At 72.2% G+C, this 13,805-nt stretch carries 13 protein-coding genes and 1 pseudogene; 4 read left to right on the top strand and 10 right to left on the bottom strand.

The annotated features are described in order from the left end of the window. Positions 1–326: 326 nt before the first annotated feature. Positions 327–869, top strand: a complete 543-nt coding sequence (locus tag P3T29_RS28885) for a hypothetical protein (RefSeq protein ID WP_280719620.1) — start codon at positions 327–329, stop codon at positions 867–869. A gap of 86 nt (positions 870–955) precedes the next feature. Here the strand turns inward: P3T29_RS28885 and P3T29_RS28880 are convergent, their stop codons facing one another. The 5 genes from P3T29_RS28880 to P3T29_RS28860 form a co-directional block, all read right to left on the bottom strand. Then, positions 956–1,138: a PspC domain-containing protein gene (locus tag P3T29_RS28880; RefSeq protein WP_280719619.1), complete on the bottom strand. Its 183-nt coding sequence runs from the start codon at positions 1,136–1,138 to the stop codon at positions 956–958. 151 nt (positions 1,139–1,289) lie between these two features. Then, on the bottom strand, positions 1,290–1,967 hold the full coding sequence (locus tag P3T29_RS28875) for a VanZ family protein (protein WP_280719618.1): 678 nt from the start codon (positions 1,965–1,967) through the stop codon (positions 1,290–1,292). Positions 1,968–2,077: 110 nt separating this feature from the next. Beyond that, positions 2,078–2,389 (bottom strand): hypothetical protein, encoded by a 312-nt coding sequence (locus tag P3T29_RS28870; RefSeq protein WP_280719617.1) that lies wholly within the window; start codon positions 2,387–2,389, stop codon positions 2,078–2,080. Further along, positions 2,386–3,876 carry a HAMP domain-containing sensor histidine kinase gene (locus P3T29_RS28865; protein ID WP_280719616.1) on the bottom strand — a complete coding sequence of 497 codons (1,491 nt, stop codon included), beginning with the start codon at positions 3,874–3,876 and terminating at the stop codon, positions 2,386–2,388. The genes P3T29_RS28870 and P3T29_RS28865 overlap by 4 nt, the downstream gene beginning before the upstream one ends. Positions 3,877–3,954: 78 nt before the next feature. Then, complete coding sequence (locus P3T29_RS28860) at positions 3,955–4,638, bottom strand: response regulator transcription factor (RefSeq protein ID WP_280719615.1); 684 nt, start codon at positions 4,636–4,638, stop codon at positions 3,955–3,957. Between the two features lie 274 nt (positions 4,639–4,912). Here P3T29_RS28860 and P3T29_RS28855 point away from each other — a divergent pair, with 274 nt between their 5' ends. Beyond that, positions 4,913–5,800, top strand: a complete 888-nt coding sequence (locus tag P3T29_RS28855; protein ID WP_280719614.1) for a SigE family RNA polymerase sigma factor — start codon at positions 4,913–4,915, stop codon at positions 5,798–5,800. A 195-nt stretch (positions 5,801–5,995) separates the two neighbouring features. Here the strand turns inward: P3T29_RS28855 and P3T29_RS28850 are convergent, their stop codons facing one another. The 4 genes from P3T29_RS28850 to deoC form a co-directional block, all read right to left on the bottom strand. Then, complete coding sequence (locus tag P3T29_RS28850; RefSeq protein ID WP_280719613.1) at positions 5,996–6,637, bottom strand: ATP-binding protein; 642 nt, start codon at positions 6,635–6,637, stop codon at positions 5,996–5,998. Between the two features lie 313 nt (positions 6,638–6,950). Next, complete coding sequence (locus P3T29_RS28845) at positions 6,951–7,853, bottom strand: aldehyde dehydrogenase family protein (RefSeq protein ID WP_280719612.1); 903 nt, start codon at positions 7,851–7,853, stop codon at positions 6,951–6,953. Next, positions 7,846–9,345: an aldehyde dehydrogenase family protein gene (locus tag P3T29_RS28840; RefSeq protein ID WP_280719611.1), complete on the bottom strand. Its 1,500-nt coding sequence runs from the start codon at positions 9,343–9,345 to the stop codon at positions 7,846–7,848. Before P3T29_RS28840 ends, P3T29_RS28845 begins: the two co-directional genes overlap by 8 nt. A 5-nt stretch (positions 9,346–9,350) precedes the next feature. Next, entirely contained in the window at positions 9,351–10,337 is a 987-nt protein-coding gene (deoC, locus tag P3T29_RS28835) for a deoxyribose-phosphate aldolase (protein ID WP_280719642.1), read from the bottom strand. A 318-nt stretch (positions 10,338–10,655) separates the two neighbouring features. Between deoC and P3T29_RS28830 the strand changes: the two are divergent. Together P3T29_RS28830 and P3T29_RS28825 are read left to right on the top strand one after the other, a co-directional pair. Next, positions 10,656–10,937, top strand: a pseudogene (locus tag P3T29_RS28830) (ATP-binding cassette domain-containing protein); the annotation flags it as partial. Positions 10,938–11,100: 163 nt separating this feature from the next. Further along, complete coding sequence (locus tag P3T29_RS28825) at positions 11,101–11,778, top strand: PH domain-containing protein (RefSeq protein WP_280719610.1); 678 nt, start codon at positions 11,101–11,103, stop codon at positions 11,776–11,778. 109 nt (positions 11,779–11,887) lie between these two features. Here the strand turns inward: P3T29_RS28825 and P3T29_RS28820 are convergent, their stop codons facing one another. After that, complete coding sequence (locus P3T29_RS28820) at positions 11,888–13,609, bottom strand: phospho-sugar mutase (protein ID WP_280719609.1); 1,722 nt, start codon at positions 13,607–13,609, stop codon at positions 11,888–11,890. Positions 13,610–13,805 lie beyond the last annotated feature (196 nt).

The raw sequence follows: 13,805 nt of genomic DNA, 5'->3' as shown, positions 1-13,805 counted from the left end.
CCGGCGCCGCGACGCCCGGACTCTCTCCCCCAGCCTTCGGCCGGGGGGACCCCCACGGACGGCTTCTCCTCAGTCGCCGATGCTCCGCATGGACTCCATCGTCGGCACCGCCCGGACTCGGCCCGACCGCCGCTCCTGCATCCAGCCCCCTACCGGCGGACGCTCTTGAACGATGGTCGGACTACTAATCCGAACGAGTTACTCCTCTTTGATCCGTGAGTGTCCTTGTCACTACGGTGTGCCAGTCAATGCTGACACGGTGTAGCGGTGGGCGTCCCCAGGCTCGTCCGCACGCTGGCCACCGACGAGGACTTGAGGACCAACTCATGAACAAGGCCACTCTGAAGGCTGCCGGGACTGCTGCGCTCGGTGTCGCGATCGCGGCCGTGGCCGTCGGCTCCGCCGCCGCCGCGCCGATCGCCCCCGGCGGGCTCGGGCTCCCGACCGGTGCGCTGGCCCACTCCGACGTCCTGACCGGTGCCGCGACCGGTGCGGTCTCGAAGGTGCCGGCCGCCGCGCCCGTCACCGAGGCGGTCGGCAACCTCAACCCGGGTGTCGGCAACGCCCTGAACCCGGCCCCCGCCGCTGAGCCCGCCGCCCCGGCTGCCGCACCCGCCGCTGCCCCGGCTCCGGCGATGGCGCCCGCGCACGCCCCGGCCGCCGCCCACGTCGCTCCGGCCACCCACGCCGCTCCCGCCGCCCCGGCCCAGGTCGACCCCGCGATGGCCGACGCCCCGATGCCCGCCGCCGCCAACCGCGCCATGCCGCCGATCCCGGGCGCCGAGGGCCTGAGCAAGGTCCCGGGCGTCGGCCTGCTCACCAGCGGCGCGGTGCCGCTCCCCGTGGGCGCCGGCGGCCTGGGCGGCTGACGGCAGCACGACGGCCTGGTACGCCCGAGGGGCTGCCCCGCACCGATCGGTGCCCGGCAGCCCCTCGGGCGTACCAGGCCGTCGGGTCACGGCTCCTGCGGTAGCAGCAGCCAGAGCGCCAGGTAGATCAGGAACTGCGGGCCGGGCAGCAGGCAGGACAGCAGGAACGCGATCCGGACGGCCCACGGGGCCAGCCCGAAGCGGTCGGCGATCCCGGCGCAGACCCCGGCGAGGACGCGGTTGTGGCGAGGGCGGGCGAGCGTGCTCATGGTCTGCTCCGAGGGTCTCGGCCCGGTGCCGGGCTCTCCGGTGGGCTTGACCCAATCCTCGGCGTCCGGCCTGCTCCGCACGTCAGCCCCGGTGTTGATCCCGGCCCCCGGGTTCTCACCGGGGTGGCGTACGGCGATCTCGGGGATGTTCTCAGGGGCGTCCCTGACCGAGACCCTCCGGCAGGTGGGGTCGGGGCCAGGAGCGGGGTCGGGGCACTGGCAGCGCCGGGCGGCTCCCGGGGTGCTGGTCGTGGTGCCGGTCGCGGAGCTCGTGGCGGCGGTCGTGGCGGCGCTCGTGGCGCTGATCGTGGCGGCGCTCGTGGTCGCGGAGCAGCAGGGTCCGCGCGAGCGGGGCCAGTGCGAGGTGGCAGAGGGCCACGCCCACGGTGCCGAGCAGGATGTCGTCGACGTTCAGTACGTGCCCGGGCGCCCATCCCCGGAGGATCTCCAGCGCGGTGGCGAGGAGCGCCGAGCCGCCCACCGTGCGCAGGAAGGACGGTAGCCAGGCCGTCCGCAGCCGTCCGCCGGCCAGCGGCAGCAGGACGCCCAGCGGCGCCAGCGGCAGCAGCCCGCCCAGGAGCTGGCGCAGGCCCGCCAGGGCGCCCAGCGTCATGGCCTGCCCGATGGAGGCGAACGGTGTCAGGTTCGCGGGGGAGGTCCAGTCGGCGGCCGACGGCCGGAGGGCCAGCCAGCCCAGCAGTAGCAGGTAGCCGGCGAGCAGGAGCAGGCCGAGCGTCCGCACCCGGTGCTGGACCTGCTGTGTGGTCGCCGGTGGGGCGGCCGGGGTGTCCCCGGTCGGTTCGTCGGTGTTGCACTCAGGGCGGGCCATGGTGCCGTCTCGCTGCACGCTGTGGAGGACGCGGGCAGGGCCGCGAACGGTTCCGTGCCTCCGTGCGCCGGTCGCGCGGTGTTTGCGGCGCGGTGTTTGCGGCGTGGGGTTTACGGACAGTGCGTCACTGCTGACGACGGGCTGGGCGAGGGTGTCGCACTGAAGACGCCGTCCGGCATCTTCGAGGGCGCGGCCGTCACCGTAGGGCCGCCCCCGGCGGGTGACGGGGTGGCGGCGGGGGTGGGTGCGGGTGGCGTGTCCGCGGCCTCCGGCACCCGGACGGGGCTCGGGCAGGCCGTACGGCTCGCGGGCGGGCCCGCGTCCACCGGTACGGCGGTCGGCCGGATCCCGCAGCCGCTCAGTGCGGCCAGTGCTCCGACCAGGGCGAGTGCTCCCAGCGTGGCTCTTCGTACGACGTTCACTTGCGGTGCTCCTGGCCGATGGACGGGGTCGCATCGGTGGCTTCGGCCGGTACGGGCTGGGTGAGCGGCAGGGTCAGGGTGAAGACCGCGCCGGTCTCGCCGTTGGCGGCGGTGATGGTGCCGCCGTGGATCTGGGCGTTCGCCATCGCGATCGACAGCCCGAGCCCGCTGCCCTCGGACCTGGCCCGGCCCTTGTCCGCCTTGTAGAAGCGGTCGAAGACATGCGGCAGCACGTCCTCCGGGATGCCCGGGCCGCTGTCCGAGACCTCCACCACCACGGTGTCCGCCGTCTCCCGGACCGTCACCCGCACCGGCGAGCCGCCGTGCTTGAGGGCGTTGCCGATCAGGTTGGCGAAGACCACGTCCAGCCGGCGCGGATCGACCCGCGCGAGCACTCCGCGCGGGGCGTCCAGCTCGACCGCGTCGTACCAGGCCCGGCCGTCGATGCAGGACATGATCAGGTCGGCGATGTCGACCTCGTCGGCGACCAGCTTGGCGGTGCCCGCGTCGAAGCGGGTCACCTCCATCAGGTTCTCCACCAGGTCGGAGAGGCGCCGGGTCTCGCTGACCACCAGCCGGACGGCCGGCGCGATCATCGGGTCCAGGGTGTCGGCCTCGTCCTCCAGGATGTCCGTCACGGCGGTCATCGCGGTCAGTGGCGTCCGCAGCTCGTGCGACATGTCGGCGACGAACCGGCGGCTCTGCGCCTCGCGTGCGCTGAGCTCCTGCACCTGCTCGGCGAGCGACTCCGCCGTCCGGTTGAACGTCCTTGCCAGATCAGCGAGTTCGTCTGCGCCCTCGACGTCCAGGCGGGTGTCCAGATGCCCCTCGCCGAGCCGCCGGGCGGCGTCCCCGAGGCGCCGGACCGGGCGCAGCACGGTCGCCGAGGCGGCCTGTGCGAGCAGGGCCGAGCCGATCAGCGCGAGCAGTGTGGCGATCGCCAACGACAAGCTCAGCGTGGTGAGATCGGCCCGCTCGGTGTCGAGCGACTTGAACATGTAGGCCGTCGGCCCGGTCGGCACCACCTTCGTGCCGCCGACCACGTACGGGTGGCCGTTCAGGTTCACCCGCTGCCAGTACAGGTGGTAGGCGTACGGGGTGTGCGAGGTGGTCTGGCGCGGCTTGTTGACCGTGGTCCGCAGCGCGGCCGGTACCTGGGCGAGGGTGAAGTGCCCGGGGTCGGAGGAGGCGGCGCAGTCGGGCTGGGCGTCGTCGACCACCACCACCTGGTAGTTGAGCCCGGAGGTGGCCACCTGCCCGGCCAGACCCGCCAGTTCCGGGCAGCTGGCGTGGAGCGGCAGGTCGGTGACGTTCCGGGTGAGCGACTGCCGGAAGTCGTTGAGCGCGGCGTCCTGGGCGTGTTGGAGCACCGCGTCCCGGTTCAGCCAGTAGGCGATCCCGGACGCCGACACGGCGGTGGTCAGCGCGACGGCGGCGAACACCGTGATCAGCCGCACCCGCAGCGAGCGCAGGTGCCGCCATCGCACCGGGCGCGGGCTACGAAGGGTCTGAGGGTCGGTCAACGGGGTTCACCAAAGGGGTAGGAGCGGACAGGGGCGGCAGGTTCAGGGCTGGTTCGGCGGGTCGAGCCGGTAGCCCACCCCGCGTACCGTCCGGATCAGCGTCGGCGCCGAAGGTACATCCTCCACCTTGGCCCGCAGCCGCTGCACACAGGCGTCCACCAGCCGCGAATCGCCCAGGTAGTCGTGCTCCCAGACCAGCCGGAGCAGCTGCTGCCGGGACAGCGCCTGGCCGGGTCTGCGGCTCAGCTCGAGCAGCAGCCGCAGCTCGGTCGGCGTGAGCTGGAGGTCCTCGCCGTCCTTGGTCACAGTCATCGCGGAACGGTCGATGACCACGCTGCCGTAGACGGAGGAGTCCGAACTCTCCCGCTCACCGCGCCGCAGCACCGCCCGGATCCGGGCGTCCAGCACGCGCGGCTGCACCGGCTTGACCACGTAGTCGTCCGCGCCTGACTCGAGGCCGACCACTACGTCGATGTCGTCCGAGCGCGCGGTCAGCAGAATGATCGGCAGCTGGTCGGTGCGCCGGATCCGGCGGCACACCTCGAAGCCGTCGATTCCGGGCAGCATCACGTCGAGCACGATGAGGTCCGGCCGCTGCTCCTTGAAGAGCTTCAGACCGTCCTCGCCCGAGGCGGCGGCGGCCACACGGTGGCCCTGGCGGGTGAGAGCGAGTTCGAGGCCGGTCCGGATGGCGTCGTCGTCCTCGATCAGAAGGAGGAAAGGCACGGGCTCATTCTGGCCCACGCGGCGCGGCTATTCACCCACCCGGGTGCGGACCGCCCTCCGGCGCAACCGGAACCCGTGCCTTCGGCGTCCCCGACTGTGCCGGTCGTGCGGACCGAAGTCCCGTCGGCTGTGACACCGCTGTGACAGTCGGCGGACACCCCCATGACGACCGCCGGGCAAGATTTTCCATGTCGCCGAAGAACGGGCCGGGCCAACCGGCCCGGGCAACGGCGGTGAGACACGGAACCGCTCGTACCGATCATGGGGGTGCACGATGAACGCCACGCTCAAGTCCCGCAGCACTGCGGGCATTCGCAACGCGCGTTCTTCGACCAGCACCCACTTCGAGGTGCGGACGGACGCGACTTCCGGTGCTGTGACCGTACGGGGGTGCGCACACAGCACCGGAGCCCGCAGCCTCGGCGGCGGGAGCAGGACCGGGGAGCTGCACGGGATCGGCCGCAAGGGGAATGCGGCCGACTCCGGCTCCACCCTGACGCTGCGGGGCATCCTCCCCGTCCGCGTCCCGGGTCACGGTGTCCAGCAGGGGGTCCCGACCCCGGCCCGCGAGGCTGCGGGCGGCACGCTGCTGCGCCTGACGCCCGCCCCGGAGACGGCCGTCGCCGACGTCGAGGAGGACCACACCGCGGAGTTCACGGCGTACGTCCGTGAGCGCCGGGCCTCCCTCTACGCCACCGCGTACCACCTCACCGGCGACCGTTACGAGGCCGAGGACCTGCTGCAGAGCGCGCTCTTCAGCACCTACCGCGCCTGGGGCCGGATCACCGACAAGGCGGCGGTCGGGGGCTACCTCCGCCGCACCATGACCAACCTGCACATCTCCGCCTGGCGCCGCCGCAAGGTCGCCGAGTACCCGACCGAGGAGCTGCCGGAGACGGTCGGCGACACCGACGCGATGGGCGGCACCGAGCTGCGCGCCGTGCTCTGGCAGGCGCTCGCCAAGCTCCCGGAGAACCAGCGCACCATGCTGGTCCTGCGGTACTACGAGGGCCGGACCGACCCGGAGATCGCCGACGTGCTCGGCATCAGCGTCGGCACGGTGAAGAGCAGCATCTGGCGCGCGCTGCGCCGCCTGCGCGACGACGAGCAGCTCAACCGCACCGGCGACCTGGCGTTCGCGTTCGGCGAGCTGGTCGCGTAACGGAATTCAGAGACTCCCGTCGGGGGACGGGTACGGCTGTGGGATCGCGGGTACCGGCTCGGGGGAGCGGTAACCGACGGGGGAGTCCCACAGCCACAGGGGGTGGTGGGCCCGGTGCCGGGGAGAGGCACCGGGCCCACTGCCGTGTCCGTCTGCACGGGAATTCGCGCCCCTGCCTGTGGTTGCTCGTGTGCCTCAGACGCTCACGGCCGCAGGACGCTGTACGGCCACCGCCCGCACCCGGCGTTCGGCCTCGGGGCCCGCGCAGGCGTACGCGCCCAGCTCGACCTGGCGGCCCACGATGCCGCGCTCGGCCCGCATCAGCCGCCAGCCGCGCCGCAGCAGGTACGGCACGGACTTGCGGCCCTCGCGGACGTCCCGGCGGAAGCGCCGCCAAGCGGTGGTCAGCGGGCGGTTGCGCAGGCAGATGGCGTCGCCGAGCAGGTCTTCGGCCGCGCACTGGGCGGCGATCTCGGCGGCGAAGATGCCCTCGGCGATGAACGCGGGGGAACCCGTGAGGTCGAGGACGCGGGTGCCGGCCCGGCCGTTGGCGGGGATCGAGTAGACCGGCACCTCGGCCCGGCCGGCCGTCGTCAGGGCCCGGATCGCGGCGATTGCCTGGTCGCGGTGCCAGGCCAGTGGCGAGTCCCAGTCGGTGCTGCCGTCGGGAAAGAGCGGCAGGGTCGGGTCGTCGCCGTCCTTGTAGAAGTCGTCGAGCTGGAGCACCGGCAGTCCGGTCCGCTCCGCGAGCGAGGACTTGCCCGACCCGGAGGGCCCGGAGAGCAGAACGACCCGGGCAGCGGCTATTGGGGCGGGGTTCGCGGGGGAGTCACTCACGAGACACCAGTCTGACGCATCGGGCACCGATGCCGAAACCGGCGGGTAGCGAGATCTTTACGCACTCGGCCAGCCACAGTCGGGGGCGCGAGGCTCTGCTTGATCAACTGCGTGCGCGAAACCGGAAGGCAACGGTCCGCACTCTTCCGACCGCGCTCAGCTCCCCGCGCCCCCGGCTGACTGCCGGAGCCAGAAGGCGACGGACCCGCGCCAGGGGGGAGAGGCGCGGGTCCGTCATAGGCACGTCCGGGCCCCCGGGGGGGGTAGGGGCACTGGGGACGGCCAGTCTGTGGAGTTGTCAACCGTGGGCCGGTCAGATGCCCATCGGGTGCCAGACCGTCTTGGTCTCCAGGAAGGAGAGTAGCCGGTCAGTGGTGGGCGCAACGGTCCAGTCCAGCGCGGACGGGTCCACGGCCGGGCGAAGCACTCGCCTCAATGTATCCGCAGCCGACGCCTCCAGTGCGGCAGCCGCGCCGGGGCCGTCGGCGGCAATCGCGCCGGTGAGGTCGAGCCCGTTCACGTCCTGGTGCGAGGCGAGCGTCGGGGCGATGTCCGCCGTGCGGCCGGAGATGAGGTTGACCACCCCGCCCGGCAGGTCGGAGGTCGCCAGTACCTCGCCCAGCGAGAGGGCGGGCAGCGGGGCGTCGGCGGCGAGTGCCACCACGACCGTGTTGCCGGTGGCGATGACCGGGGCGATCACCGAGATCAGGCCGAGCAGGGAGTACCCGTACCCGGTCTGCGGCGCCACGATGCCGATCACGCCGCTCGGCTCCGGCACGGACAGGTTGAAGAACGGACCGGCGACGGGGTTGGCCCCGCCGGCGATCTGCGCGACCTTGTCCGTCCACCCGGCGTACCAGACCCAGCGGTCGATGGCCTGGTCGACCAGCGCGAGCGCCTTCTTGCCACCGATGTTCTCGGCGGTCGCCACCTCGGCGGCGAACTGCTCGCGGCGGCCCTGCAGCATCTCGGCGACCCGGTACAGCACCTGGCCACGGTTGTAGGCCGTCGTACCCGACCAGCCCTTCACCGCCGCGCGGGCGGCGAGAACGGCGTCCCGGGTGTCCTTACGGGTGCCGAGCGGGGCGTTGGCCAGCCACTGGCCCTTGCTGTCGGTCACCTCGTACACCCGTCCGCTCTCGGAACGCGGGAACTTCCCGCCGACGAACAGCTTGTAGGTCTTCATCACGTCAAGACGCGCTGTGAGCTCAGACATCGAGGTACGCCTCCAGGCCGTGGCGGCCGCCCTCGCGGCCGTACCCCGACTCCTTGTATCCGCCGAACGGCGAGGTCGGGTCGAACTTGTTGAAGGTGTTGGCCCACACCACACCGGCCTTGAGCTGGTTCGCCATCCAGAGGATGCGCGAGCCCTTCTCGGTCCAGACACCGGCCGACAGGCCGAACGGCGTGTTGTTGGCCTTCTCGACCGCCTCGGTGGGCGTGCGGAAGGTCAGCACCGAGAGCACCGGGCCGAAGACCTCGTCGCGGGCGATCCGGTGGGCCTGGCTGACGCCGGTGAACAGCGTCGGGCGGAACCAGTAACCGGCGCCCGGGAGTTCGCACTCCGGGGCCCAGCGCTCGGCGCCCTCGGCCTCGCCGATCGCGGTCAGCTCGGTGATCCGCGCCAGCTGCGCGGCCGAGTTGATCGCGCCGATGTCGGTGTTCTTGTCCAGCGGGTCGCCGAGCCGCAGGGTGCCCATCCGGCGCTTCAGCGCGTCGAGCAGCTCGTCCTGGATCGACTCCTGGACCAGCAGGCGCGAGCCCGCGCAGCAGACGTGGCCCTGGTTGAAGAAGATGCCGTTCACGATGCCCTCGACCGCCTGGTCGATCGGCGCGTCGTCGAAGACGATGTTCGCGGCCTTGCCGCCCAGCTCCAGCGACAGCTTCTTGCGGGTGCCCGCGATCTGCTTGGCGATGGACCGGCCGACCGGGGTCGAGCCGGTGAAGGCGACCTTGTTGACGTCCGGGTGCGCGGTGAGCGCGGCGCCGGTCCGGCCGTCACCGGTGACGATGTTGACGACGCCCTTCGGCAGACCGGCCTGGCGGCAGATCTCGGCGAAGCGCAGCGCGGTCAGCGGGGTGGTCTCGGCCGGCTTGAGCACCACGGTGTTGCCGGTGGCGAGCGCGGGCGCGATCTTCCACGCCAGCATCATCAACGGGAAGTTCCACGGGATGACCTGCCCGGCCACACCCAGCGGGCGCGGGTTGGCGCCGTACCCGGCGTAGTCGAGCTTGTCGGCCCAGCCCGCGTAGTAGAAGAAGTACGAGATCGCGGTCGGGACGTCGAAGTCCCGGCTCTCGCGGATCGGCTTGCCGTTGTCGATCGACTCCAGCACGGCCAGCTCGCGCGAGCGCTCCTGCATGATCCGGGCGATCCGGAACAGGTACTTGGCGCGCTCGCTGCCCGGCAGCGCCGACCAGTCGGTGAACGCCTTGCGGGCGGCCGCGACCGCGCGGTCGACGTCCTGCTCGGTGCCCTGCGCGAACTCGGCGAGCACCTGCTCGGTGGCCGGGTTGACGGTCTTCAGGGCCTCGCTGCCGCTGCTGTCGACGAACTCGCCGCCGATGAAGTGGCCGTACGAGGTCGCGATGTCGCCCGCTGCGGCAGGGGACTCGGGGGCGGGGGCGTACTCGAAGAGGCCGGTCTTACGCACGGGCTGGACGGGCTGCACGGGCTGCTCTTCCGCCTTCTTGTTGGTCTTCGCCATCGTTCTCAGTCCACCGTCACGTAGTCGGGACCGGAGTACCGGCCGGTGGTCAGCTTCTGACGCTGCATCAGCAGGTCGTTGAGCAGGCTGGAGGCGCCGAAGCGGAACCACTCCGGGGACAGCCAGTCGTCGCCGAGGGTCTCGTTGACCATGACGAGGTACTTCATGGCGTCCTTGGTGGTCTTGATGCCACCGGCGGGCTTCACGCCGATCTGGATACCGGTCTGCGCCTTGAAGTCGCGGACGGCCTCCAGCATCAGCAGCGTCACCGGCGGCGTGGCGTTGACCGCGACCTTGCCGGTGGACGTCTTGATGAAGTCTGCGCCCGCGAGCATCGCCAGCCAGGAGGCGCGGCGCACGTTGTCGTACGTCTGCAGCTCACCGGTCTCGAAGATCACCTTGAGGTGGGCGTACGTCCCGTCGGGGCGCCGGCACGCCTCCTTGACGGCGGTGATCTCCTCGAAGACCGACAGGTAGCGGCCGGAGAGGAAGGCCCCCCGGTCGATCACCATGTCGATCTCGTCGGCACCGGCCGCGACCGCGTCGGCGACGTCGGCGAGCTTCACCGGGAGCGCGGCGCGCCCGGCGGGGAAGGCGGTGGCGACGGAGGCGACCTGGATGGCGGTGCCTTCGAGGGCGGCCTTCGCGGTGGCGACCATGTCCGGGTAGACACAGATCGCGGCGACCCGGGGGGCACTCGGGTCACTGGGGTCGGGGTTCCGGGCCTTGGTGCACAGGGCGCGCACCTTGCCGACCGTGTCCGCGCCTTCCAGCGTGGTCAGGTCGATCATCGAGATCGCCAGGTCGATGGCGTACGCCTTCGCCGTGGTCTTGATCGATCGAGTACCGAGGGAGGCGGCGCGGGCTTCCAGGCCGACGGCGTCGACGCCGGGCAGGCCGTGCAGGAAACGGCGGAGCGAGGCCTCGGACGCCGCAACGTCCTGAAGGCCGCCGCCCGCAGCGCCGGGGGCATTGGCTGCAACAGTGGACATAGTCACCAGGGCAGCATATCTACGCGCGTAGCGATGCGCTAGGGCGCCCCACTATCGATGCCGGACCGAGATCTGCGGCGGGTCGGATGGTGGCGGGGTGTGACCTACTGGCTGGTAGCAATTTGGGCCACAGCCTGTGGCCCAATTGTTACTGGCCAGTAGGGCGGTTCCAATGCCGAGAATGAACGGGTGACCACCGCAGATCAGACCCCCGCTCCCCGTAAGAAGACCGGCCGTCGGCCCGGCCCGGCCGACACCCGCCGGACGGTGCTGGAGGCGGCCCGGGTGGAGTTCGCGGCACGGGGGTACGAGAATTCCCTGGCGGGAGGCCCGGCCCCCGCGATCCGCATCGCCGGTCTGACGGTGACCCGCGGCGGGCGTCCCGTCCTGCACGACCTCGACCTCGGCGTCGCGACCGGCTCGATCACCGGGCTGCTCGGGCCCAGCGGCTGCGGTAAGACGACGCTGCTGCGCTCGATCGTCGGCGTGCAGAAGGTCGCCGCCGGACGGGTCGAGGTGCTCGGTGAGCCCGCCGGCGGCGCGGCGCTGCGGCACCGGGTGGGTTACGTCACCCAGGCGCCATCCGTCTACGGCGACCTCCTCGGCGCGGCGACCCTGCGCCGACGCACCGCCTAAGTCCGAGGCCGGTCGCCTCCGGGTCGCCTCCGGCCAGGACCCGGAGGGACTCCGCAGAATCACGGCTCCGCAGATCACAGCCCCGCAGCCGTAGGGAACGTGGTGCACATGCGGCAGAATCGTCTCCATGACCGAATCCGACGGCACGCCCGACCCCGGCACCGCCGCCCCCACACCGAAGTACGCCGACCGCGTCTACCGGTCGGTTCCCGGTGTGATCTCCGGTGTGCTGCTGCTGGCCGTCGCGGCGTGGCTGATCATCGACGCCATCCTGAGCGGGACCGGCCGCACCCCGTGGATCGCGCTCGCCGCCGCCCCGGTTTTCGTCTTCCCCGTCATCGCGTACACGCTGCGCCCGGCCGTTCTCTCCAACGACGACCGGCTGCTGCTCCGCAACCCGATGCGCACGGTCGACGTGCCGTGGGCCTCGGTCGAGGGCTTCAAGGCGGGCTACTCGGTGGAGCTCTTCGCCGGAGGCGAGCGGTACCAGGTGTGGGCCGTCCCGGTGTCGCTCCGGGAGCGCAAGAAGGCCACCGCGCGGGCCACCCGGGCGGCGGCGAGCGGTGACCCCCAGGTCTCCCGGACGCCCGGCGTCCTGCGGCCGTCCCGATCGGCCCGGCCGGGCCAGGCAGACCCGACCCGCGCCTGGTCCGACCAGGTGGTCGACTCCCTGCGGGAGACCGCCGAGCGCAACGCCGGACTCCCCGGCGCAACCGGTACGGTCTCCGTCACCTGGTGCTGGTGGGTCATCGCCCCCACGCTGGCCGGAGTCGTCGCCCTGGTCGCCCTGCTCGCCACCGGCTGACCGGAGCCGATCCCACCGATCCACCCCTTCGTACGTACGACGCCGGGCCCGGCGCTCCCCTCACCTCATGGGTGGGGGAGCGCCGGGCCCGGCGTCGTGGGGGGCGGGCTCAGATACCCGCCGCCGCCGAGAGGTCGCGCTTGATCGAATCCAGTACGGCGGCGGCCTGCGCCCGTGCGCCGACCAGGTCGGCGGCGGTGGCGACCGGGAGGACGACCTCCAGGTAGCACTTGAGCTTCGGCTCGGTGCCGGACGGGCGGACCACGATCCGGGCCGAACGGACGCCCTCGCCGGTGAGGTGGTAGCGCAGGCCGTCGGTCGGCGGGAGGTCGGCGGAACCAGCGGTCAGGTCGTCGGCCTTCGTCACCCGTAGGCCCGCCAGCACGGTCGGCGGCTGCTCGCGCAGGCGCTGCATCGCGTCGGCGATCAGCTTGAGGTCCTCCACCCGGACGGAGAGCTGGTCGGTGGCGTGCAGACCGTGCTCCAGCGCCAGGTCGTCCAGCAGGTCGGTCAGTGTGCGGCCGGACTGCTTGAGTGTCGCGGCCAGCTCGGCGACCAGCAGGGCGGCGGTGATGCCGTCCTTGTCGCGGACGCCCTCGGGGTCCACGCAGTAGCCGAGCGCCTCCTCGTAGCCGTAGCGCAGGCCGTCCGCGCGGGCGATCCACTTGAAGCCGGTCAGCGTCTCCGCGTAGCCGGTACCGGCGGCGGCGGCGATCCGGCCGAGCAGGGTGGAGGAGACGATCGTGGTGGCGAAGGTGCCGGTGGCCCGCTTGGCGACCAGCGCCGAACCGAGCAGTGCGCCCACGTCGTCGCCGCGCAGCATCCGCCAGCCGTGGGCGGCCGCGTGGTCCGGCACGGCCACCGCGCAGCGGTCGGCGTCCGGGTCGTTGGCGATGATGATGTCCGGGCCGACCGTGGCGGCGGTGCGGAACGCGAGGTCCATCGCGCCCGGCTCCTCCGGGTTGGGGAAGGCCACGGTGGGGAAGTCCGGGTCCGGCTCGGCCTGCTCGGCGACGACCGTCGGAGCGGGGAAGCCGGCCTGCTTGAAGGCCGTGACCAGGGTGTCCCGGCCGACGCCGTGCAGCGGGGTGTAGACGACCTCGAGATCACGCGGGGTCGACGGGTCGACGGTGGTGACGGCGCGGTTCAGGTACGCCTCGACGACGTCTTCGCCCAGCACCTCCCAGCCGCTCTCGGCCAGCGGGATCTCGGCGAGCGAGGTGATGGCGTCGATCTCGGCGGCGATGCCGGTGTCGGCGGGCGGGACGATCTGCGAGCCGTCGCCCAGGTAGACCTTGTAGCCGTTGTCCTGGGGCGGGTTGTGGCTGGCCGTGACCGTGACACCGGCGGCGGCGCCGAGGTGGCGGATCGCGAACGCCAGCACGGGGGTGGGCAGCGGGCGCGGCAGCAGCGCGGCGCGCAGGCCGGCGCCGACCATCACGGCGGCGGTGTCGCGGGCGAAGTCGTACGACTTGTGGCGGGCGTCGTAGCCGATGACGACCAGGTCGCCGAGGCCCGAGGCGCAAGCCGCCGATGTCGCTTCCTTGCGCACGTACGCGGCGAGGCCGGCGGCGGCGCGGATGACCACGGCGCGGTTCATCCGCATCGGGCCCGCGCCCAGCTCGCCGCGCAGGCCGGCGGTGCCGAACTGGAGGCGGTCGGCGAAGCGCTCGGCCAGCCGGGACCAGGCGCGCCGGTCCTCGGTCCTGCCCTCCGGGCCCTCGGCGGCGGCCAGCAGCGAGGCCAGCTCCTCGCGGGTCTGCGGGTCGGGGTCCTCGGCGAGCCAGGCCCGGGCCCGGGCGAGGAGATCGGTGGTGGGTGCCTGCGCCATGGGGCCAGCTCCATCTGAGGGTGGGTGAAATTTCGGATGGGGAGGTCTGGAGGGCGTCGGGAGGGGGCTGCCAAAGCGGGGTCGGGGGGGGGGGGGGGGGGTGGGACCAAATAAAAAATATTGATAGAAGGACGAGCCGCGCCCCCCCCCCCCCCCCCCAACCAAAAAAAAAAAAAAAAAAAAATGAGAAGAAGAC

The sequence above is a fragment of the Kitasatospora sp. MAP5-34 genome (genome assembly GCF_029894335.1).
GTDB lineage: Bacteria > Actinomycetota > Actinomycetes > Streptomycetales > Streptomycetaceae > Kitasatospora.
Note: the sequence above shows the minus strand (reverse complement) of the source record. Positions and strands in the feature narration are given on the sequence as shown.